A 21,108-nucleotide genomic window follows, 5' to 3' on the forward strand; every position below is an offset into this window, starting at 1 on the left:
GGTGGTCGAGCTGTGCCGCGTCGAGGGTTGTTTTGGTGATGCGTTCGGTGCCGTCGGTGATGGCGGCTTGGCGGATGAGTCTGGTGAGGGATCAGATGCGGCCGGCGGTGCGTTGGTGGAGGTAGGGGGCGTGGCGGGGGAGGGTGCCGGGTTTGTGCCGGTGGAGGTCGAGGGCGCTTTCGGTGTCGGTGATGACCTCGCGGAAGGGCTCGCGGGTGCCGGTCGAGGGTGCGCGCGATCCGCAGGGTGCACAGTGCCCTCGGGAGCGTGGCCGGGCACCTCGCAGGCGTACGCGATCAGCGATGCCGATGCGGGGCGCCACGGTCCGACGGAGCGCTGCCGTCGCGGAGAACGCCCCCCACCGTGACGTGCTGCCGAGCGCCCGCGGCACACGTGGCGCGCGGGGAGCGCTAGCTGTTCCCGACCGGTTCGAAGATCTCGGCGTTCCCGTAGAGGCCCGAGATGAGGGTGACGAAGTCGGCCTTGCTGTTGACCAGCGCGGCGGGGTCGATGGCGCGCTGCGCCTCGTCCCAGTACTCCTCCTTGAGCCGCGTGCGGTCGTAGAAGACGCGCACGAAGTCCAGGATCACGCCGAGGAATTCCTGGTAGTTCTTCTCGTAGCGGGCAAGGACCTCTTCCTCGAACGCGGGGTCGTCCAGTGCGTGTCCGATGCCGTCGGCCAGCCGCTCGGCCGCGCGGAGCGCGAGCGTCACGCCCGAGGACAGCAGCGGGTCGACGAACGCGGCGGCGTCCCCGACCAGCGCCCAACCGGGGCCGTGGAACCGCGTCGCCTGGTACGACCAGTCCTTGACGGTGCGCACCCCGCTGACCTGGACCGCGTCACGAGTCAGCCGGCTGACCTCGACGGTCTGGGCGAGCTTCTCGTGCAGGAACGCCTCCGCGTTCCGCGGGGCCTCCTTCATGTACTGGTCGGTGGAGGTCACATAGCCGATGCTGACAGTGCCGTCGGCCAGCGGGATGTACCAGAACCAGCCGTCAGGAAGGTTCTCGATGAGGGTGTCGCCCGCCCGGTCGCCCGCGTACTTCTCGCAGCCCTGCCAGTACGACCACACGGCGATGTTCCGCAGGTCGTCGTGCCACTCGACGAGGTCGAACCGGCGCGCGAGCAGATGCTGTTGCCCCGATGCGTCGACGAGCATCCGGCAGCGCGCGGACTTCGGTGTCGCCGCCGCCTTCGTCTGGTACGTCACGCCGGTGACGCGATCACCGTCCTGGAGGATGTCCTTGACCGTCGCCTCCTCCATGACGACCGCACCCAGTTCGCGCGCCCGCGCGAGCAGCAGCGCGTCGAAGTCGGCCCGGCGGACCTGATGCACGTTCTCGTACGGGGACCCCTCGCTGAAACGGAAGTCCCAGGGCTCGATGCCCGCCCCCCACACGAACGTGGCCCCGTACTTACGCAGGTATCCCATCTCGTCGAGCCGCCCGCGTACGCCCATCCGTTCCAGCGCGGGCACCAGACCGGGGTTGAGTGACTCCCCGATGTGGTAACGGGGAAACTTCTCCCGCTCAAGGACGAGAACTCTCCGGCCCTCCTTGGCCAGGAGCCCGGCGGTCACGGCGCCCGCGGGCCCGCCTCCGATCACGATGACGTCGTAGTTCTCGTCGGTGCCGATCTCGCCACTCCCGCCACTCGGTTTTCCTTGGACAACTTGGACAACGCGGTCAACGCCGCGTGACGCTATCAGCGAATCCACCGTGGTGTTACCACTCTGACCTGCACAAACACCCGATGGGATGGAAAGCCGCACCCTCGCCCACCCAAGATCGTTCTCACTTCCACGGAAGTGACCTGGGCCGTGACCGCCGCACACTGGCTGGCTCAGGGCGGAGTGCCAATTCTGAGTTACAGGTGATCATTCCCCGTCATTCCGCCGCCGGTGTCAGTCCCACCAGAAGTCCCAGTTGTTCATGCCGACGAGGCGTTCCGCGTAGGCGGCGAGGGTGTAGGGGTGGGAGCCCTGCCAGATGTTGTCCGGGCAGAAGGCGAAGTGTTCGGCGGCGACCCGAAGGGCGTTCTGCGTGTTCTTCGGGGGTGCTGCGACGCTGAGGTGGAGGGTATCGAGGCCGGCAGCTACGACGCGCACGCCGAAGCGGCGTTCCCAGTCACGCACGACGGCGGAGAACTTGGCCGTGTCGTTGTCGTAGTTGGCCGGGCCGTTCCAGCCGACGGTCGTCAGCGCGTCCGCGCCGCAGGAAGCGGCGACGAGCCCCAGCCGCGCATGGGGGTGCTGATCGATGAAGAGCTGTGCGTACTCCGAGGCCATTTCGTCAGCACTCGTCACGAGCTCTGGGCTGACGGCCGGCCCCGGCCACGTCTGCCCGAACGGCACGGTGACGGCGAGCCGTTCGTCCGGTGCCAGCGGGTCATCGTCCTCGTCGATCTTCGCGTGCGCGCTCCACCACTGCGCCAGGAGTTCGGCGGGGGCGTGCGCGTGGGGTGAGGTCATGCGCTCGGGAAACAGTTCGCCGGATGCCCATGGCCGGAATTCAGCGTTGCATGGGTCATGGGCATCGAGCAGGAGCGGCCACAGGCCTGAGGTGCTCTGCTCGGCCAGCAGCCGCACCCATAGTTCGGTAGTGGCCGGGGAGTCGCTCAGCCACAGCGGTTGCACGGCACCGCTCCCTTCGTCGGATGTGATCATCCGGCCCTCGGGGAGCGGGACAGTGAGAGAGGCAAGCAGTTCAGGGGTCACGAGCGGAGGCTAGTTCGAGGCACTGACAATGTGGATGGTGACGCCGTGACGAGCGTGACTGATGACCATGTGAAGGTTCACTTCCGGATGGGGGCAGACGAGGACGGCTGGCCGTCGGCGAGCGTGGAAAGCCTGTGGGCGATCAATCTCGGCGACGGGACCGTGCGTCTGGACAACACGCCCTGGCCCGTACGCGGGGTCGCCAGCGGCGACATTGTCCAGGTGGAGGTCGACGAGGGCGCCTGTGCCGCCGTACGGGCGTCAGATGGTCCGTGTCACGGCGGTGTGCAGTTCGCGTACGCCGCTGGTGCGGGGGTGCCGCTCGGCGAGCTCGGTGACGATGTGGCGGATCGCGGGCCGGTCGCGGACCTCGCCGGGGCTGGCCCGGTAGGCGTCCAGCAGGGCGTGGGCGGTCTGTTCGGGCCGCTGCCAGGCCCACCAGGCGCGCGCCATGTCGGTGCCCAGGCGGGCCTTGCGCTCCGCGGTTGGGAACTGCTCGGGACGCAGGTTCTTCCCGGCATCGAGTGCGGCTCCGGCGTCGCCGAGGGCCCAGTGCACGCCGACCGCGTACAGGTCGACGGCGGCCGGGCTGATGGCGAACAGGCGGCCGGGCGGGATGGCCTGGGGCAGGTGGCGGGCGGCGCGGCGGGCTTCCTCGGCCATGGCCAGGGCTTGGTTGCGGTGTCCGCCGCGGGCGGCGGTGTAGGCCAGGGTGCACAGCATCTGCGCGTAGGCGGCGGCCGCGGCGTCGGTGCGCAGGCCGCTCGCCTCCAGGCCGTCGGTTGCCGAGGACATCAGGCGCTGAGCGGCGCCGTGCTGGTCCTGGTGGCGCAGCACGATGGCCAGTTCCCGTGCGGCGGCCGCGGCTGCGAGCGGGGAGCCGGAGATCTCGGCCCAGGTACGGGCACGGTCCGCGGTGAGCCGGGCGCGGTCGTAGAAGCCGAGCTTGATGAGCACGGCGGAGGCGAAACTGTACACCGCGGACAGCCGAGCCTGGTCGAGGCTGTGGCGGGAGGCGGCGCCGTGGTGCGCGTCGGCGATGAGGCCGGGCAGCGCGGCCACGAGCCGGGCGTGGGCGCCCTGGTCGTACAGCGCGCGGGCCCCGGCCAGGCGGCTGTCCAGTGGCCCGGCACCGGACGGTGCCGGGGTGTCGGCTAGAGCGTTGTCCAGTCCGGTGAGCAGGGCGGCGGGGCCTGCGGCCGCCGTGGCGGTGAGCAGCGTACGGCGGCGCATGGGGTCCTCCTCAACGTCACGCTGACTGGCCGTCACTCTAGTGGCCGTCGTTGCCGTAGCGGGCGGTGGCGCGAGGGATGTCATGAGGACATGTCCGGGCACGCCGACTTCCCGAGCGGCACGGTGCACCAGGGCCAGGTCGGCGATCCGGGTGCGGCGCTCCAGACGGGAGACGGTCGCGGGCGAGCAGCCGACCCGGTCCGCGAGGGCGGCCAGCGTCCAGCAGTGGTGCTGGCGTCCGAGCCGGATGAGCGCGCCGGGGTGCCGCTGCGCGGCCAACTGCAGTGCTGTCGTGCTGTTCCAGAGCGGGTCAACGGGCACGCGTCCCTCCCACACCGCACAGACAGGGCCCCTCCACGCTACGGGCGCCGGCACGGCCGCGTCGAGGCCGCTTGCACGAGACGCAAACGCCAGCCGCGAGCTGCGTCGAGCAGGGTGGGGACTTCCGCTGAACGCGGCCGCGCCCGGCAGCACAGCGGGCGCCGCAATCCGCGGACGCCTCAAGGGCAGGGGGCTCGTCGTGGCGCCGGATCTGGTGGTGACCTGCGCTCATGTGGTGGCCAAGAGCGCCGATTCACTGCGAGTCAGTGACTGGTCAGGACTCGGCAGATCGGCTCGACTCCGAACGCCTCGCGGTGAGCGTCGATGAACGCTACGAGCGTTTCGACGGCCGGTCGAGCTCGGCCGCGAAGAAGGCCGAGACCGCTTCGGGGATTTCGTTCGCCCGTCGCAGCTCGGCGTTCTCGGCTCGCAGCCGCTTGATCTCCGCAGCCTCCTCGGACGTTGCGCCGGGCCGCTGGCCGGCGTCCGCACCGCACGCTCGCGAAGTTCAGCGGGGTAAGGGGACGGACGTGCCATGGCTCCACCCAACTCGGGACAGTCCAGAGCCTCCATCAGACCAGATCCGGAGCGGTTCATTCGGCGATCCCCGCTCGTTGGGTGCCGGTGTCGCGCTCGCCGGGAGCTGTCACTTCGCGTCGCAGTTCCCTCTTGCGGGTGATCAGCGGTGACGGCTGACGCATATCTGGTGATCCGCTGCGACGCGGACAAGCCCGCCGAGACCGACGGCCGCTGCGGGTCCGAGGCCAGTTGGCCCGTGCGAGTCGAGAACCACACCGAACTGCGCCGCCTGATCCGTGACCAGCATGGGTGGCACCGTCCCCGCCCCGACCGCGACATCTGCCCGGACTGCTGGAAGGAAGGCCGCCGATGACCTCCATCGATCAGGTCGCCACCATGGCGACGTTCGGCTCGGTGTGGGCCGTGCTCGCGGTCGGACACAACCTCGCGGACCACGTGATCGGGCAGACCGACCACCAGGCCGGGAACAAGACGGCGCCGTCGGCGACGGAGGTCGCCCACGGCGTGAGCCCGAGGCGGGGTGGCGGTGCCTGCCTGGCCCATGTCGCCCAGTACCACGTCATCATGGCGGTCACCTTGGGCCTGGTCTGGGCTGTGCTCCTGCTCCAGATGTCCTGCGCCGGGCTGGCCGCGGGGCTGGTTGTGTCGGCTGGGCCCCATACGCCGACTGGAGTCAGCTGCTGCCCTGGGACGCCGCGGCCGTCGCTTTGCCGGTAACCCGGGGGACGGACAGGACCATCCCCTGGGTGCGGGCCTCCCAGGGGATGGTACGGACAGTCAGCGGAACAGGCGGAAGAACCCGCGCACCTGCTTGACCAGCGACTCCGGCTGCTCCAGCGCGGCGAAGTGGCCACCGTGCGGCAGCTCCTCGAACCAGCGCAGGTCGGTGAACCGCAGCTCGGCCTCCCGCCTCGACGGCCGGGTTATGTCGCGCGGGTAGACCGACAGCCCGGACGGCGCGGTCACCTTGTCCCGGAAGTTGGCGAAGCTCTCCCAGTACAGGCGCGCCGACGACGTGGCCGACGCGGTGAACCAGTAGACCGAGATCTCGTCGAGGATCGTCTGCCGCGACAACGCGTCCTCGGGATGGCCGTCGTTGTCCGTCCACGCCCAGAACTTCTCGGCGATCCAGGCGGCCTGCCCGGCCGGGGAGTCGGTGAGGCCGTAGCCGAGCGTCTGCGGCCGGGTCGCCTGGATCGCCGAGTACCCCCGGCCGGTGCGCTGCATCTCCTTCTCGGCCTCGAGATTCGCCAGCTCCGCGGACGTCGGGTCCTCGAACGTGCCCGCCGCCACAGATCCCAGGTTCAGGTGCACGCCGACGACCCGCTCAGGCGCCACCTCGCCCAGTGCCGCGGACACCGCCGAACCCCAGTCACCGCCCTGCGCGCCGTACCGTTCGTAGCCCAGCGAGACCATCAACGTGTCCCAGGCGCGCGCGGTGCGGGTGATGCCCCATCCGGTCGTCGACGGCTTGTCGCTCCAGCCGTACCCGGGCAACGAGGGCGCGACCACGTGGAACGCGTCCGCCGGGTCACCGCCGTGCGCGCGCGGGTCGGTCAGCGGGCCGAGGACCTCCAGGAACTCGAGCACCGAACCCGGCCACCCGTGCGTGAGCACGAGCGGGAACGCGTCCGGCTCCGGCGAGCGGACGTGCAGGAAGTGGATGCCCAGCCCGTCGATGGTGTCGCGGTACTGCGGGAAGACGTTCAGCCGCTTGGCGAACCCGAAGTCGTAGTCCTCGGCCCAACTGCGGCACAGCTCCTGTGCGTACGCCAGCGGCAAACCCTGTGACCAGTCGTCCACCGGCTCGCGCTCGGGCCACCGTGTCCGTCGCAGTCGTTCACGCAGATCCTCGATCTCGGCTTCGGTGATGCTGACCTCGAATGGCTCGGCGGACATGGCAAGGCTCCTTACGGGTCACGGCGCTATCGGATCAGTCGCAGGTGGACTGTCAGCGTGGGCTCCCGCGCGTGGCGTCGGGTTCGGGGCGGCGGTCGGGGGCAGGGCGCCTGGTGAGGCTGAGGACGAGTCCGGCCAGGGGGAGTGCCGCGAGCACGGCGAGGGCCACCGGCCCCGGCACGATGCCGGACAGACCCGCGACTGCGGCCGGACCGATCCCGCCGCCCAGGGCGTTCATGAAGTTGAGCAGGCCCTGTGCGGTGTCGCGGTCGTCCGGGGCGACCAGGTCCGGCGCGAGGCTCACCAGTACGGCCTGGGCGCCGGCGAACCCGCACACGGTCAGCGCCGTGCCGAGGACAATCGGGACCGGCCCGGTGAGGATCGCGACCACGAGCACGCCGACGACGGTGAGTGCCGCCAGCCCGGCCGACACCTGCCAGCCGCTGAACCGGTCGGTCAAGGGACCGACCAGCCGCCCGGCCACCACCGAGCAGGCGGCGGCCGGGACCAGGAGCACGCCGGCTTCCAGGGGACCACCGCCCGTGGCCTGCTCGATCAGGGACGGGGCGCGGAACAGCACCCCGTAATAGCCGGCGAAGACGGTCCCGCCGATGAGCCCAACCGCCAGGAAGCCCCGGGAGGCGATCACCCGTCGGGGCACGAACCCGTCGGGCGTGCTGCGCACGCGCCACCACAGTCCCACGGCGGCGAGCCCCCCGGCGGCAGCCACGACGAGCGTGACCGCGGCGGGCAGGCCGACCGAGTGTGCCTGCAGCAACGTGATCAAAGAGCTGGCGAGGACCGACAGCACGGCCGCGCCGACGATATCGAGTCGCTCGGTCGAGCCGTTTCGCTCGTTGCTACCGCTCCGCGTCAGCGCGCGCCTGCTCGGCCATGCGGCCAGCAGGAGGGGCAGCGCGAGGGCCGGGATCGCGAGCACGGCACGCCACCCGAGCCATGCGGTCACCGCCCCGCCCAACAGTGTCCCGCACCCTGACGCCGTCGCGCTGGCCGCCGCGATGATGCCCAGGGCGCGGATCCGTTGCCGCCCGGGAAGGGCGGTGGCCGCGACGAAGACGGCGATCACGGTTGCCCCCGCCCCGGCGCCGCCGATCAGTCGGCCGACGATCACGACGGACAGTGTCGGCCCGGCTCCGGCGAGCGCGGAGCCCGCGGCGAGCGTCACGACCCCGGCGACCAGGACCTGGAAGGGGCTCCAGCGAACCAGCAGCCGACCCGCGACCGGCATCGCGAGCGCGGAGGTCAGCGACCACGCGGCGAGAATCCATGCGGTGGCCCCGAACGGCACCGCGAGGGCCCGGCCGATGGCCGGCAGGGCCACCGACGGCGCTCCCAGTGCCACGTACATCGGCAACACCAACATCCCCAAAGTCGGCCCCAGCCGACGCCCGTCCGGGGTGTCGGCTCGCTCTGGTGCCGGGGCCCCTGCGGACGGGAATGTCTGCGGCGTCGTCCCCCGCCGAGTATGTTGTGACATGCTAAAGCTCCTTTGAGTGTAACGTTACGGAGCAGTGAGGAGATACGTCAAATGCAGAATGCGTATTACAGACCCTTGGTGGTCCAGACGGCCGTCGACCTGGCCAACACCTTGAGGCCGATCAAGGGAGAGGACGGGCTCGAGACCGTGGAGCAGCTCCGGGACTTCCTTGACGGCCACCCCGCGGCCGAGCCTCCGAGGTCGGCCGCGGACCGACGGACCGGTCCGCGGCAGCTCACCCGCGCCGACCTGGCGGAAGTCCGCGCGTTGCGTGAGACGGTGCGTGAGGTGCTCGAACGGGCGAACGCGGACCCGGTCGCCGCTGAGGCTCTGATCAACGACGGTCTGCGTCGCAGCCGAGCCACCCCGGTACTGCGTCACGAGGACGACCGCTGGTGGACCGAGGTGACCTCCGACACCGACCGCTGCTCGGCGCACCTTGCCGCGACCACGCTCAGCGCACTGGCCTCCGTGATCGCCACGCTCGGTCCCGCTCGTCTCGGCGTATGTGCCGGGCCGACCTGCCGTGCCACTTTCGTGGACCTCTCACGCAACGGCTCGAAGCAGTACTGCACCCGAACCTGTGCACACCGGGCGAGCGTCGCGGCCTACCGGAGCCGCCGCAGCCCGCGTTGAACGCCGGTGTGTTCTCTCACCAGTGTTGCGGTAGTTGCACTCTCCGTTGACCTGCGGTGCTGCACGTCGGCTGAGACGGTTTCCGGATCCTGTGCAAGGCGTTTTGTCCCGTCTCATTAGATCTTGCAGGGGCGAGGCCGTTGACCTGCGGGGTGACAGGTGCAACCGCGACTTACTGGGGACAGCGACGAGGCGTCGTGAAGCCGCGTGGGCGGTGCGGTTGGCGCGTCTCATGGATCATGGCGAGGGTGATGCCGCCTGAGCAGGACCTTGTCAGGTTGGCGAGACGCTTGATGGCCGGTTTCGCATTGAAGATGGCAGTTTCCTGATCGGAAGCCGCAGTAATGGACGTGCTCAGGAAAAGGGGCGCCGCTGACGATCCTGAAGCTCGCCGCGGGCGGTCGACCAAACGATCTCGAACTCATCGGCCGACAACGACTGCGGGTCGTGCCCTTCCCACTCGGAGATGGGTGGTTCCGCGGTCAGACCGTAGACGTGTCGGCGTACAAGCGAACGTGCACCACCTCGTACGGATGAAAGTGCACCATTCTTGATGCGGTGATGGGGTGCCAGCCGTGAGCCTGCTGCTGTCGTTTCGGGGTGGCAGGGAGGCCGCTGACGGTGGTTTTGGATCCACATCGCTGGCTGGAGTTGAGGCGGTTCCGGCCGCTGTACGAGTCCGGTGCGATGAGCTTGCGGGAGATCGCGAAGGAGACCGGGCTGAACCGCCGGACGGTCAGCAAGTACCTGAAGGACTCCGCGGCGGTCGCGCCGCCGAAGAGAGAAACAGCAGATCAGCGGCCTCGGCGGGTGGTGGATGAGGTCGCGCCGCTGATCGACGCGATGCTCAGGTCGGAGATCCTGCTCAAGGGCAGGGTGATCCACGACCGCCTGGCCCAGGAGTACGGGGTCGCGATCAACTACCAGCGGGTGAAGCTCTATCTGCAGGAAGCCCGGCCCCGGATCGCGGAGGAACTGGGCATCAGCCCGGGTGAGCTGGCGGGCCTGCACCGGCGCTTCGAGGTCGTCCCCGGTGCTCAGGCCCAGGTCGACTGGGGAGACGAGGGCAAGATCCTCGCGCATGTCGGCATCCCGAAGGTCTATTCCTTCCACATGACGCTGTCGTACTCGCGCGACCCGTTCTGCTGTTTCACCACCAGCCAGGACCTGGCCACGTTCTTCGACTGCCATCGGGCCGCGTTCGCGCACTTCGGCGGGGTGCCGATAAGTATCGTCTATGACCGCACCAAGACGGTCGTGCGCCGGCACGTCGCCCCGGGTGAGGCGGTTCCGCTGCACCCGGAGGCGGTCGCCTTCGCCGGCCACTACGACTTCGACATCGACGTGCTGGCCGCCTACCGGCCTCAGGGCAAGGGCCGGGTCGAGCGGCAGGTGAACATCGTCCGCGACCACGTCCTGGCCGGGCGGGCCTTCTCCTCCATCGAGGAACTCAACGCCGCCTTCGCCGCCTGGGTCCCGCTGCGGCGGGCGAAGGTCCACGGCACCCACGGTGAGGTCATCGGACACCGGGCCGTGCGCGACCACATGGCCCTGCGTCCGCTGCCGGCGGCCCCCTACGTGGTCGCCCAAAGGCACCTGCGGCATGTCGGCAAGGACTGCCTGGTCGCCTTCGACGCGAACCTCTACTCGGTGCCCGCCCGCAAGGTCCGCCCCCGCCAGCTAGTCGAGATCCGGGCCACGAAATCGCAAGTCAGCCTCCATTCCACCGTTCCCGATGCAAGCGGCCAGACCCTGCTGGCCATCCATCCGCGGGCCGTTGGCCGGGGCGCCCGCATCGTGGATGAGACGCACTGGGACGGCCTTCCCACCGGCGCAGGCCGCCGCGTCACCACCGGTGACGACGCTCTGCCCTCACCCCGACGCGGCCAGCCGCCGAAGGCGGAGGCCGGACCGCTGCAGGCTCTGCTGAACCGGGCCGCCGCCGCGAACGTCGAGGTCGGCCGCCGCCCGCTGTCGGTCTATGACGAGCTGACCGGCACCCGTCCCTTCACCACCCCGACCAAGGAAGCCCGTTGAGCGAGCTGACCAGCACCCGCATCCGCACCACCGCCGCCAAGCTCGGCCTGCCGCACCTGGCCGAGGCCCTGAACCAGTACGTCCAGCGGGCGGACGAGGCCAAGATGGGCTACCTCGACTTCCTCGACCTCGTGCTGGCCGAGGAACTCGCCGTCCGCGACGACCGGCGCTTCCGCAACGGTCTGCGGCTGTCGAAGCTGCCGCACCACAAGACGCTGGAGGACTACGACTTCTCCTTCCAGCCCGACCTCGACCCGCGCAAGGTCAAGGACCTGGCCACCCTCTCCTTCGTCGAGGACAAGGCCAACGTCGCTCTGCTCGGACCGCCCGGGGTCGGCAAGACGCACATCGCCGTCGCCTTGGCGGTCGCGGCCTGCCGGGCCGGCTACTCGATCTACTTCACCAGCCTTGACGACATGGTCCGCCACCTCAAGGCCGCCGAGGACCAGGGCCGTCTGATCAGCAAGCTCACCAGCTACCTCCGGCCCGCCGTTCTCGTGGTGGACGAGGTGGGCTACCAGCCGCTGGAACGGGCCGAGGCGAACCTGGTCTTCCAGGTCATCTCCAAGCGTTACGAGAAGGGCTCGATCATCCTGACCTCGAACAAGACCTTCGGCGAATGGGGCCAGGTCTTCGGCGACGAGGTCCTGGCCACCGCGATCCTCGACCGGCTCCTGCACCACTGCGAAGTCGTCTCGATCAACGGCAACAGCTACCGGCTCAAGAACCGCCTCCAGGCCATCGAGCGGGAGACCGACGTGGCCTAACCAGTGGTGCACATAACTTCGTACTCGGTGGTGCACTCACATAAGTACCTGGACACCGGCGGGATGAGAGAAGATGCAGCGGCAGGCACGGGCCACCTCATGATCGTTGAGCTTCGACACCCCCATGATCACGAAGCCCGTGCCTGCTCTGCTGTGCACCCCAACCGGTCACGGTCCGACCAACCGCCCGACCCCGGAACTCGCCCTGTCCCGCCCCACGGAATCACGCTTTTCTGCAGGTCAGAGTAGGTGTCCCCTGTGGGGATGCTGAGTTTGGCGAAGGTGCAGAGTAGTAACGCGTGGCAGTACTACGGGCGCGGAGTGGCATTCGGGGACGGTCGCCGTCCGGTCGACCAGTCGTTGAAGGACGCGCAGGAGAGGGCCGGGCTTCCCCCGGGGAGGTGGTGGGGGCGGGGTCTGGCCGCGCTCGGGCTGACCGAAGGCGCGGAGGTGGGTGTCTTCCCTCCCGCGGAGGCAGGTCTGTCCAGGGGACGGAGCGACGACGGTGCCCGCGGAGATTGGGGGGCCTGCGGCAACAGGCCCCCCATCGAAGGGCAACGCCGTCTGGACCACGATGCGTCCTTCGGTGCCGATCACCACAGTTAGTGTCTGGGTCGGCCTCTCAAGCATGCAACTTCGCAGATCGGACCCCATCCGCGCGAATACTCATTTCGTAGATAGGTGCGGGTGCTCATGGCTTTCATGGTCCAGCGCGGCATTTTAGGGACTGGAGAGCCCATTCCCGGCGGCAACCGGGAGGAGCTCCTGCTGTTTTCAAGCCGTCTGGACCCGTGCGACCTGGAGCAACAACATGTCTCTTCAACAATCGACTTCGTCCGCTGCTGATCAGATCGAAACCGGGCAAGTCCCGTGCACGAAGGCCAAACCCGCCATCTTCCGGCACCTCAGCCAGTTGATCCTTACTAGCGTTCTTCGTGGGGCCTCCTTCGCAGCCGGATCCACAGCTTTCGGCCTGGTAATGCTCTGGCTGCACAACCGCTGACGAACAGAGAAAGCCCCGGCCATCGCGGCCGGGGCCTCATCATTCAAGGCATGGAAACCACAGGAGCCCATCGGGCCAAGGTCCAGAGTCATTCTTGCCGGTGTGATCCACGCTGCGGGTGGACACGCCGTGCACGTATGCCTCCATCACCACGGCGAATAACGCCCGGTCGATGCGCCGTCGGCGCTCCAGCAGGGAGGGGAAGAACGACCCGGTCCGCACTTTCGGGATCTTCAGATCGAGGTCGCCGGCCTGCGTGGTCAGCAGGCGTTCGCGGTGTCCGTTGCGCCAGGTCATGCGCCTGTCAGAGTGCTCGTGTGGGGCGGCGCCGACCACTTCGGTGGCTTCGGCCTCGATGAGCTCTTGCAGGATGCGCTCACACACCACCCTGATTGCTTCAACTCCATCGGCCCGACGTCGTGACTCCAGCAGCCGCATCAGCTCAGACTGGGACAAGGCCATCGCGTACTCCTCCGGTTGAACCGCCCGTTCACCAGGGAGACTTGCGCGATGGCCTGCCCTTGCTCAGGCAAGCCCGCGTTGTCGGTGGCGGCTGCAACGCTTGGTCGAACGGAGATGAGCAGCTGCTGAACGGCCGTGTCTACGGCGCGGAGCACGACGACCCCAACCCCGGCCCGGTCCCACACCGGACCTACGCCGAACTGGTCGGCGGTCCGCTGGACGGCCTGCTGCTGGACATCCACGGGTGGCGGACCGAGGAAGTCGACGACGGCGTCGCCCTGTCCACCGAACTTGGACGGTGGCCCGGCGGCCGCGCCCTGTACGACCCGCGCCCCGGCGAACCGCGCACACCCGGCCCGGGTGTGGGCTGCCGCTTCTACTACTCCGGTACTCCGGCGACACACCTTGACTGCAGGCCCGACCACCGTACCGGCCGCCCCGACCACAGACCCGGCCACGGCAGGTCCGGAGTCGGTGATCTGGTCGAACCCGCTCAGCATCGGCGTCAGCTCCTGAGCGCACCCGCGCAGCGTGCACAGCCGCGTTCCCGGGTTCTCCGCGACGTTCAAACGCGTGCTCCACATCGAGCAGCGGCGCGCTCTGCGGAGCCTCTTCGCAGTCCGGCGTGTGCAACACGCCCCGGGCCGGCGGCACCAGCCAGGTCCCGTAAGGACGGGCGCAGGGTGGTTCCCCCCGCCCCCGCGGCGTCAGGTGCGCGACCACCAGGCGCTGGCAGACAGACCCGCGCTGACCCGTCGGCGGACTGGCTCATCGACCCATGGTCCTGTCCACCCCGGGCGACAAGAAGCAGGTGATCGTCCCCGTGCCGGGCGCGGTCACCGTCCTGCTGGTGCTGTTGCAGCTCACCGCAGCGGTGGTCGCGGCGTGGCTGGCCTGGGCGGGCGTCGTCGGGTCCGTCCTGGCCGCGGCGACACTGGTCACGGAACGCCCCCGGTGGCGGTGGCTGCTGGCGACGGGGCGCTCGAGGCACTGACTGCGGGGCGGGCCCCGCCGGTGCGGTGGGCCTGCCCCTGATGCCGGTACGGCCGGCGCTGGAGGAGGTCTCGCCGGAGCGGTCGCGGCGGTGTGACCCCCGGCGGGCGGTGCGCCGGGGGTCACCCATGTCAGCAGCCGCCGCAGTTGTAGTACAGGACGTCCCAGTGGTTGCCCTCGTCGGCGTAGATGTTGCCGGAGCCTGACTTCCACTGCGGGGCGCCGTCGCCGCGCAGGCCGATGTAGGTGAAGTTGGTCTTGATGTAGTTCCCGATGCAGGTGTACTTGCTGTAGTCCAGCTTGTAGCCGTTCCAGTGCGAGTACGTGCCGGACGCGTGCCCGGTCTCGGTGCCGCCGGTGATGTTCAAGGCGCACCCGCTGGCCCGCTTCAGGGTCTGGGCGCCCTGCGCGGTGGCGAGGTTGAGCTGCTCGAAGGACGTACAGGTGGAGTTGTAGCGGTCGGAGCAATTGCCGGAGGACGACCAGGTGATGCCCACCTCGCGGAACATCGAGGTGGCGGTGGCGTGACTGATCTTGGTGACGGCGAAGGCGTCGCCGGCGGTCCCGAGCACGACGGCACCGGGGGCGACGACGAGGGCGAGGGCGGTCAGGACCGATCTGATCCTGACACCGATGCGGGCTTTCACGGGGAACCTCCCTGCGAAGAGTCATGCGTCCTGTGAGGTGACTGTGCAGGTGGTGCAGGAAGTGCAGGGACATGATGCCCCAGGTCTACGCGCGTCGGCCAGAGTGCGGTCCGGCCCACCACCGGCCGCGTGCTCGGCATCGGCGGGGCCCCGGCTCCCCTGGTGAGCAGCCGCAGACGTTCGCTGATCGACGCCCGTATCGCTATACCAGTGGACAGCTGAGCTTGTGGGGCTTAGCCGCAACGCACGCCCTGTTCACCTCAACGGCGCAGCAGCGGAGCCACCCTGTGAGATCTGAAGGCGGACTCCGGCTATTCGCTTATGCCGGCTGCTGGTGCGCCGTGGCAAACCAGTCCAACTCACAAGGGTGCCTCGGTCAGGGACGGTTGAGGACATCGTGGGTGCCGATGCGGCGCCAGATGACATGCGGGGTGCCGGGACGACGCTCGGGTCCGTACTCCCACGTGGCGCGTCCTGCGGGGCCGGTGCCCATAGACCAGGTGAACTCGTAGATGCCGGGTGCGCGCTGGACGCGCTTGACGCGGAGGCCGACGCGGAAGCGGCCGGTCCGCAGGTCCTCGACGAAGGCCGCCACGGTCTGGCGGAAACGGTGGCGCTGTTCCGGCGTGAGGCGGTCCAGATCGGTGGTGAACCGGTGCCCGGTCGGCCATGGCAAACAGAACGGTTCTTCTTTCGGGGGCTCAGGATCGGGTTCGGGGGTGGCCGGGACAAGGGCCCGCTCAGGCTGTGCCAGAGGCGCCAACGGTCCGCGACGTGGACGGGCTGCGGGGCGTCGGCGAAGGCGCCTTCGGCGAAGAAGGACGCACGGTCGCGGCAGACGACCTCAGTGCCCGGCCGTTCGGCGAGCCAGGCCGCCAGGCTGGACGCCTCCCGGTCCGGCGGCAGATCGACGGGGCGGCGGGTCTCGATATCGACGAGGACGCTGCCGTAGCGGCGGCCCTTGCGGGTGGCGTACTCGTCCACGCCGACCACCCGCGGCGCGGGGACATCGGACTCGGGCAGCGCATCGACCAGCCGAAGCACCACGCTGCGGCTGACGGACCCCCGAGAACGCGGACGATGCGGGCTCATGCCCGGCCCGCGAGGGCCCGGCCGACCGCGGCCAGGGTGGAGCGCAACCGCTCGGTCGGTCCGCTGGGCGTCCGCAGCCCAAGTTCCCGCAGGTGAACCGACGGGCCCTCAGCTAGAGAACAACACTTCGGCCCCCGCTCGGCACATCAACGGGAAACCGCAGGCAGGAACCATGAACCCGGTTCGACCAGACTCTGCAGACTTGACACAGGGCACCGTTCGCGATGCATTGCGCGTCAACGCGCACAATCTCGATGTGCACGTCCACCGACAGAACCCCGACGTCCGCGATCGACGGGAACAACAACTCCTTCAGCCAGCGCGCGACCCCTACCTCGGCCCCGAACTGTCGGCCCAACTGCCTCGCCCGGCGGACCTTTTCCGGCGATCTCGCGCACGGCTCGAAAATGTCCGGACGTCACTCAGAGTGGCCAAGTCACAGAACCTGAGCCAGAACCGTTCTCGCGGACAGAGCCATGCCGCCAGTGCCTCGACGGCTTCCGTCGTTTCACGGCCGTAGAGACGTGCTCGCTCCTATTGGTGATTCGCCTCCGTCTACTGGGCGTTCGACTCGCTCGAGGACTTCGAGGCCGCGATCGCGAGCCGAGTGGGTGCGAGCCGGTCCAGACGGCAGCGCAGCCGTACACCGGGCTCGCCGAGGTCTTGGATCGTGCGGTCTGCGGACGCGATGGCGCACCGCGGCGAGCAGTGCCTGACGTGAAGTGCGGTCCCATCGTCGGCGGTCTCTGCGGGCACGCGCGCCATCGTCCACACGACGATATGCAGTCTTAAACAAGAGACCGGCCTGAGGGTTTCCTGCAGACCATGTGTTCAACACTGTAACCGGGGGCCAGGAGACTGGAGACAGTCGGATCCGGCGCCCGCCCCAGGCGACTTGCATAGCTAACTCCGCGCGCCTTCATGTTTCCGTCCGGCAGCCCCTCACCCACGAAACCAAGGGCCAGGGTGCCGCACTTCACGTCCGCAAGCGAAGCACACGCCCGATCACGAAAGGCTCCGCCATGCCCACGATCGCCTTGCTTGTCGTACTGCTGCTCGTCCTAGTCGGCGTCCTCAGCGTCGGCGCGCTCGTCTACCTGGCGTACCGTCACCCAGCGACGCAGGATCCACTCCTCGTCGGCCTTGCAGGCGTTGCGGCGCTGGCTGCGATCATCACTCCGATCGTTACCCGATGAGCACCTCGCGGTTGGCCCGAATGTCCTTGCGGCGCCGCGATGTGGGTCGTCGTATGTACATCGCCGTCAACACCTACGGCAACCTGTTACGTCGGCCGAACCCGGAGGTCGGTCTGGTGCCAGGCATCGCTGAGTGCTTCCCATGCCGCAGCCGCCGCGGGCGGCTCGCCCAAGAGGTACGGGAGCGCACTGAGTCCCGGACCGCAGGTGAACGTCCTTGCCGCCGAGGGCGCCCCGGCGCCAACACGCACACCCGCACCGCGGCACGGCCGCGTGCGGCGTACTGGGCACGTTGCCCCTCCACAAAAACCAGTCATCACGACCGCCCGCGAACAGCGGCTCCAGGCCCATGGAAGGCGTGGCGTGTTCAGTGATTCGTCGGACGCGCTCGGGTGGTGCCGTCAGAACCGGATCAGCAGGCGCCGCGGTCCCTACCCGCGGCATTCCGACAGCGATACGAGTGGTGCTGGGCGGCGGCCCGATCCAGGTGTGCCTCTCCGGCCTCACCGGAATCAGCAGAACGGCCGGAACTCCTTGAAGTCCGGCGTCGGGCGCGGATCGGGCAGCCGGTAGGCGCCGATCCGCGCCCGACCGCTGCCCGGGGCGGCGGTCCCGGCTGCCAGAGCGCCCGGTATCGGACGCCACCCCAGATGGGTCTCGAAGTACGCCACGGCAGCGCCGACCGATGGCCACCAGACATCGTCGAGCAGCACGATGCCGCCAGGCCGGACGATCTCGCCCAGGAAGTGAAGGTCGACGAACACGTTGTGGAAGTGGTGGCTGCCATCGACGAACGCCGCGTCGGCGGCGAAACCCGCATCGGCCAGCCGGGGAAGGAACCGCTGCGATGGTTCGGTCACCAGCTCGGCGATGTCGTCCAGACCGGCGCTGCGCAGCAGCTCCCATCCGACACCGTCGTACGCCGTGAACTGGAACGGGTCGATCACCACATGCCGCGGGTTGCGTGAACCGGCGCGCAGCAGCGCCTCGCTGATCGCCAGCGCCGAGCTGGCATAGGCGAGCCCGATCTCGACGACCGTGCCGACTCGCTCGTCCGCCAGGAGGTCACGTACCTGATCGCAGTCGCGCTCCGGCAGCGTGACGGTGGCGAAGTCCGGACCACCATCGGGACTGTGCGGCGGCCCGTGCTCGGTGAGCTCACGGCGTACGGCGGCCACTCGATCCAGCCACTCGCCTGCGACTCCGTCCGGTTCCACGATCGAGTTCACCAAGCCACTCCTTCTGGCTGAGGGCACGCGACGTGGTCAACTGTGACATTCAAAGCGGCCAACTGAAGCGCTCAGTCACACGAGCAGGTGCCGGGCCTGCGGTCGGCGACCGGGTCAGTAGTCGAGGTCGAGGTAGTCGATGTCGTTGAGGGTGACGTCGGAGAGTCCCATGGCGCGGTTTCCGCCGTCCTGGAAGTAGATGTCCTTGAAGCCTTCGGCGATGATCTGGCGCATCTGCTGGTCGCTGGCTCCGGCGTCGCGGGCGTCGAACAGACGTTGCGCGTAGTGCGCGGGGAGGTGGACGGTGAGCCGGCGGAAGCGTCCGTCGTCGGTCGTGCCGATGGGCGCGGTGTAGCCGAACCTGGCCCTCGTCTCCACCGTGATGCCCGTGGTGGTGGCGGCCTGCTTGCGGCGGCGTCTGCGTACCTGGGGCTGCCAGCGCGCCCGTACGGCCGCGTCGATCCGTTCGGCGATGGCCTGGGGCGGGTGCTTGCGTTCGCCCTTACGGTAGCGCTCCACCGACCGCCGGCTGACCCCGATCTCCGCCGCGACGGCTTTGGTCGTCTTGAGCTGCTTCATCAGGAAGTTGATGCGGGCCTGGAGGGTCTTGGGCGGCTGGCGGGTGAAGCCCTCCCAGTCGGCGCGTTCGATGGCGTCGTCGATCTCTCCCACAGCGCCTACTCGCCTTCGTCGAGGACGGCGTCGCCGCCCTTGATGTGCCGGGCGGGGTTGTAGCCCTGTTCCATCAGATCGACCGCCCACAGCATGGTCTGGACGCCCTCAAGCTTGGCCAGGCCCGGGGTGGGGCCGAGGCGGAAGGCGCCGGGCTGTGGCTTGCCGGACGCGGCGTAGGGGAGGAAGTCCAGCGGCGAGTCTCCGGGGGAGGGGTAGACGACGCAGTCGGAGAGTACGGCGAGCGGGTACAGGTCCGTCATGGTGGCCATGTTGCGCATCTTGCGGTGCATGTTGACCCGGGCCTTGCTGATGACGGCGGCGCGGATGTCGGGCCGCCAGGTGGGGCGCTGGAGGGCTGGCCACCGCTCGCCCTCCTTGTACTTCCTGCCCTGGGGGCGTTCACGGAGCTTGCCGATGCCGCCCTTGACGGTGGCCTTGATCGCGGCGAGGACAGCCGCCAGGGCCGGATCGACGTCCTTGTGCCGTTCCATCGCCGCGAGGAACTCGGTGTCGGAGAGCTCCCGGGTGACGCCGAGGTCGGCGAGGGTGTCGACGTAGGCAGTCTTGAGTCGGTCGTGCCACGGGTCCAGGTATGCGCCGGTTTCCCGCCGCAGGTACGCCTCGACCGGGTGGACGTCGTAGCCGAGCTCCTGGGCGTAGGCGACGGTGTGCGTCTGGTACCAGGCCGGGCCCGTGGGTCGGGTGCCGTCCGGTGTGAAGGGCGAGGGCAGGCGCGGGTCCATCTCGACGTGGGAGAGGTCGACCAGCCAGGAGCCGGGGATCTTCGGGTTGAACTTCGGGGCGTGGAAGTGGTCGGGGGCGCTAAGGCCGACGACCAGGCGGGCGGCGGCGGCGAGGAAGGCGGTGTTGAGGTCCAGGCCGACCGCGTACGGCAGGGTGCACTCCTCATCGGTGAGCAGGTCCACCGGACGCACCCACTGGTACGCCTCCTCGTTGAGGAAGCCGCCGGTCCAGCCGGAGTTGACGACGACGGGGTGTTCGGGGGTGGCCTCCGGCGGCGCCGGGTCCATCGGGTCCGTGCCGAGGGAGCCGGGGTTGTGTCCGGGCACCCAGTTGCCGGTGGTAGGTTCCTGCGTGGCGCGTGTGGGTGGCCGCAGCGCCGTCATCAGTTCAAGGCCCGATACGGCTGTCGAGCCGCGCGGCGTGATGACCCGCCGGGCGTACACCCCGAGGACGCGGGCGATGTCGGGCGGCTCCATCTCCGCCACGCCGGGCCAGGACCGCTCATCCAGGGCGTCCCAGGACAGGATCGCGAGCTGCACGCACTGCCGCTCACGGCCCTGGGCTTTGCGATAGATCCTTGCCCATGGGCCGAACCCGCGCTGGGTGAGCCGCCACTTCGCTTTCACCACCTGCTTGACCACTGGATGGTCCTCGGGCAGGCGCAGGGAGCGGCGCTGCTCATGGCCTTCCAGGCGCTCGGGCAGCCCGAGCTTCACGGCGGCCGCCGCGGTGAGCACGATCAGCGGGTCGCTGTCCTTGCCGTAGCGGTTGAGCTTCGGTGCACCGAGGCCGGACTTGCGCAGCGTCCACTCCACCAGTTCCACCACCGTGGTCGCCGGGCAGTCCAGCACGATCCCGTCCACGCCGTACGCGCAGCCGTCACCGTCCAGGACCGCGAGGGGCCCGTGCGGGAAGCGAGGGTCGGCTGCGGGCTGCGCCGCCTTCTTCGTGGCCGGACGCCGCGATGTCGCAGCGGGTCGGATGGCGGGGCGCGTCGGCGCCGCAGCCGGAACGGCGGGAGCCTGCGGGGCACCTGCCGTCTCCACCGTGGATGCGCCCGGTTCGGTAGACGCCGCGGGCGCCGTCGCGGCAATCGATGCTGCCGGAGCTGCGCCGGGGGCGGGGTACTTCGCCGCCCACCCGTTCAGCAGCCGCTGGTAGGCGTCCAGGCGCGGCGACTTCGGCTCGCTGCGGCCGTTCTCCCAGTTCTTCACCGACTGGGTCGTGGTCTTCAATGCGGTGGCGAGGCGGGCCTGGGTGATGCCGGCGGCCTCACGCAGCCGGGCACGCTCCGCCGGAGGCGGCAGGTGCGGCTCCTCGTTCAACAGAGCGTCGACGGACGCGAACAGCTCTTCCTCAGATGCCATGACCCCGCACCCTTACTCCAGCCAGATTACTTAACCACAAACTTATCCCATC

18 protein-coding genes and 7 pseudogenes are annotated in these 21,108 nt (G+C 69.2%); 11 read left to right on the plus strand and 14 right to left on the minus strand.

Going from position 1 to position 21,108, the window contains the following annotated elements; translation table 11 throughout:
* Positions 1 to 410 precede the first annotated feature (410 nt).
* Positions 411 to 1,607, minus strand: a complete 1,197-nt coding sequence (locus tag ACFQZ6_RS35115; RefSeq protein WP_381617861.1) for an FAD-dependent oxidoreductase — start codon at positions 1,605 to 1,607, stop codon at positions 411 to 413.
* Between the two features lie 297 nt (positions 1,608 to 1,904).
* Entirely contained in the window at positions 1,905 to 2,717 is an 813-nt protein-coding gene (locus ACFQZ6_RS35120; protein WP_381617864.1) for a DUF4253 domain-containing protein, read from the minus strand.
* 87 nt (positions 2,718 to 2,804) lie between these two features.
* On the opposite strand from ACFQZ6_RS35120, the pseudogene ACFQZ6_RS35125 reads away from it, so the two are divergent.
* A pseudogene (locus ACFQZ6_RS35125) lies at positions 2,805 to 2,945 on the plus strand (DUF4265 domain-containing protein); the annotation flags it as partial.
* A 33-nt stretch (positions 2,946 to 2,978) separates the two neighbouring features.
* Here ACFQZ6_RS35125 and ACFQZ6_RS35130 read toward each other — a convergent pair.
* Both ACFQZ6_RS35130 and ACFQZ6_RS35135 read right to left on the minus strand, forming a co-directional pair.
* The gene (locus tag ACFQZ6_RS35130) at positions 2,979 to 4,271 is read right to left on the minus strand and encodes a helix-turn-helix transcriptional regulator (RefSeq protein WP_381617867.1); all 1,293 of its coding nucleotides are present in this window, start codon (positions 4,269 to 4,271) and stop codon (positions 2,979 to 2,981) included.
* 275 nt (positions 4,272 to 4,546) lie between these two features.
* Positions 4,547 to 4,758 (minus strand): annotated as a pseudogene (locus tag ACFQZ6_RS35135) (IS3-like element ISMyma3 family transposase); the annotation flags it as partial.
* A 198-nt stretch (positions 4,759 to 4,956) separates the two neighbouring features.
* Between ACFQZ6_RS35135 and ACFQZ6_RS35140 the strand changes: the two are divergent.
* Positions 4,957 to 5,163 carry a hypothetical protein gene (locus ACFQZ6_RS35140; RefSeq protein ID WP_381617869.1) on the plus strand — a complete coding sequence of 69 codons (207 nt, stop codon included), beginning with the start codon at positions 4,957 to 4,959 and terminating at the stop codon, positions 5,161 to 5,163.
* Positions 5,160 to 5,528 carry a hypothetical protein gene (locus tag ACFQZ6_RS35145; protein ID WP_381617872.1) on the plus strand — a complete coding sequence of 123 codons (369 nt, stop codon included), beginning with the start codon at positions 5,160 to 5,162 and terminating at the stop codon, positions 5,526 to 5,528. Before ACFQZ6_RS35140 ends, ACFQZ6_RS35145 begins: the two co-directional genes overlap by 4 nt.
* A gap of 60 nt (positions 5,529 to 5,588) precedes the next feature.
* Here the strand turns inward: ACFQZ6_RS35145 and ACFQZ6_RS35150 are convergent, their stop codons facing one another.
* Complete coding sequence (locus tag ACFQZ6_RS35150) at positions 5,589 to 6,710, minus strand: epoxide hydrolase family protein (RefSeq protein WP_381617875.1); 1,122 nt, start codon at positions 6,708 to 6,710, stop codon at positions 5,589 to 5,591.
* 52 nt (positions 6,711 to 6,762) lie between these two features.
* Complete coding sequence (locus ACFQZ6_RS35155) at positions 6,763 to 8,079, minus strand: MFS transporter (RefSeq protein WP_381617878.1); 1,317 nt, start codon at positions 8,077 to 8,079, stop codon at positions 6,763 to 6,765.
* Between the two features lie 207 nt (positions 8,080 to 8,286).
* On the opposite strand from ACFQZ6_RS35155, the gene ACFQZ6_RS35160 reads away from it, so the two are divergent.
* The 4 genes from ACFQZ6_RS35160 (at position 8,287) to ACFQZ6_RS35175 (ending at position 12,494) form a co-directional block, all read left to right on the plus strand.
* Positions 8,287 to 8,844 (plus strand): CGNR zinc finger domain-containing protein, encoded by a 558-nt coding sequence (locus ACFQZ6_RS35160; protein WP_381617881.1) that lies wholly within the window; start codon positions 8,287 to 8,289, stop codon positions 8,842 to 8,844.
* Positions 8,845 to 9,531: 687 nt separating this feature from the next.
* Positions 9,532 to 10,881, plus strand: coding sequence for an IS21 family transposase (istA, locus tag ACFQZ6_RS35165; protein WP_449334067.1), 1,350 nt, complete (start codon positions 9,532 to 9,534; stop codon positions 10,879 to 10,881).
* Positions 10,878 to 11,648: an IS21-like element helper ATPase IstB gene (istB, locus tag ACFQZ6_RS35170; protein ID WP_381604214.1), complete on the plus strand. Its 771-nt coding sequence runs from the start codon at positions 10,878 to 10,880 to the stop codon at positions 11,646 to 11,648. Before istA ends, istB begins: the two co-directional genes overlap by 4 nt.
* A 693-nt stretch (positions 11,649 to 12,341) precedes the next feature.
* Complete coding sequence (locus ACFQZ6_RS35175; RefSeq protein ID WP_381617884.1) at positions 12,342 to 12,494, plus strand: hypothetical protein; 153 nt, start codon at positions 12,342 to 12,344, stop codon at positions 12,492 to 12,494.
* 262 nt (positions 12,495 to 12,756) lie between these two features.
* Here ACFQZ6_RS35175 and ACFQZ6_RS35180 read toward each other — a convergent pair.
* Positions 12,757 to 13,113, minus strand: a pseudogene (locus ACFQZ6_RS35180) (transposase); the annotation flags it as partial.
* A gap of 59 nt (positions 13,114 to 13,172) precedes the next feature.
* Here ACFQZ6_RS35180 and ACFQZ6_RS35185 point away from each other — a divergent pair.
* Together ACFQZ6_RS35185 and ACFQZ6_RS35190 are read left to right on the plus strand one after the other, a co-directional pair.
* A pseudogene (locus ACFQZ6_RS35185) lies at positions 13,173 to 13,502 on the plus strand (hypothetical protein); the annotation flags it as partial.
* Between the two features lie 389 nt (positions 13,503 to 13,891).
* Positions 13,892 to 14,107: a hypothetical protein gene (locus tag ACFQZ6_RS35190; RefSeq protein ID WP_381617887.1), complete on the plus strand. Its 216-nt coding sequence runs from the start codon at positions 13,892 to 13,894 to the stop codon at positions 14,105 to 14,107.
* 130 nt (positions 14,108 to 14,237) lie between these two features.
* On the opposite strand, the gene ACFQZ6_RS35195 is transcribed toward ACFQZ6_RS35190, so the two are convergent.
* From ACFQZ6_RS35195 to ACFQZ6_RS35205, 3 genes and pseudogenes are all read right to left on the minus strand, one after another.
* Positions 14,238 to 14,753 carry a hypothetical protein gene (locus tag ACFQZ6_RS35195; protein WP_381617890.1) on the minus strand — a complete coding sequence of 172 codons (516 nt, stop codon included), beginning with the start codon at positions 14,751 to 14,753 and terminating at the stop codon, positions 14,238 to 14,240.
* A gap of 376 nt (positions 14,754 to 15,129) precedes the next feature.
* Positions 15,130 to 15,429: a hypothetical protein gene (locus ACFQZ6_RS35200; RefSeq protein WP_381617893.1), complete on the minus strand. Its 300-nt coding sequence runs from the start codon at positions 15,427 to 15,429 to the stop codon at positions 15,130 to 15,132.
* Between the two features lie 143 nt (positions 15,430 to 15,572).
* A pseudogene (locus tag ACFQZ6_RS35205) lies at positions 15,573 to 15,845 on the minus strand (transposase); the annotation flags it as partial.
* A 544-nt stretch (positions 15,846 to 16,389) separates the two neighbouring features.
* On the opposite strand from ACFQZ6_RS35205, the pseudogene ACFQZ6_RS35210 reads away from it, so the two are divergent.
* A pseudogene (locus ACFQZ6_RS35210) lies at positions 16,390 to 16,470 on the plus strand (transcriptional regulator NrdR); the annotation flags it as partial.
* A 53-nt stretch (positions 16,471 to 16,523) separates the two neighbouring features.
* On the opposite strand, the pseudogene ACFQZ6_RS35215 reads toward ACFQZ6_RS35210, so the two are convergent.
* A pseudogene (locus ACFQZ6_RS35215) lies at positions 16,524 to 16,610 on the minus strand (hypothetical protein); the annotation flags it as partial.
* A 257-nt stretch (positions 16,611 to 16,867) separates the two neighbouring features.
* Here ACFQZ6_RS35215 and ACFQZ6_RS35220 point away from each other — a divergent pair.
* Entirely contained in the window at positions 16,868 to 17,041 is a 174-nt protein-coding gene (locus ACFQZ6_RS35220; protein WP_381617896.1) for a hypothetical protein, read from the plus strand.
* Positions 17,042 to 17,553: 512 nt separating this feature from the next.
* On the opposite strand, the gene ACFQZ6_RS35225 is transcribed toward ACFQZ6_RS35220, so the two are convergent.
* The 3 genes from ACFQZ6_RS35225 to tap form a co-directional block, all read right to left on the minus strand.
* The gene (locus tag ACFQZ6_RS35225) at positions 17,554 to 18,270 is read right to left on the minus strand and encodes a class I SAM-dependent methyltransferase (protein WP_381617899.1); all 717 of its coding nucleotides are present in this window, start codon (positions 18,268 to 18,270) and stop codon (positions 17,554 to 17,556) included.
* Between the two features lie 114 nt (positions 18,271 to 18,384).
* A complete protein-coding gene (gene tpg / locus ACFQZ6_RS35230; protein ID WP_381617902.1) occupies positions 18,385 to 18,942 on the minus strand; it encodes a telomere-protecting terminal protein Tpg in 558 nt (185 codons plus the stop codon).
* A 5-nt stretch (positions 18,943 to 18,947) separates the two neighbouring features.
* A complete protein-coding gene (gene tap / locus ACFQZ6_RS35235) occupies positions 18,948 to 21,056 on the minus strand; it encodes a telomere-associated protein Tap (protein ID WP_381617905.1) in 2,109 nt (702 codons plus the stop codon).
* Positions 21,057 to 21,108: the final 52 nt, after the last annotated feature.

The sequence above is a fragment of the Streptomyces flavalbus genome (genome assembly GCF_042674625.1).
Lineage (GTDB): Bacteria > Actinomycetota > Actinomycetes > Streptomycetales > Streptomycetaceae > Streptomyces > Streptomyces flavalbus.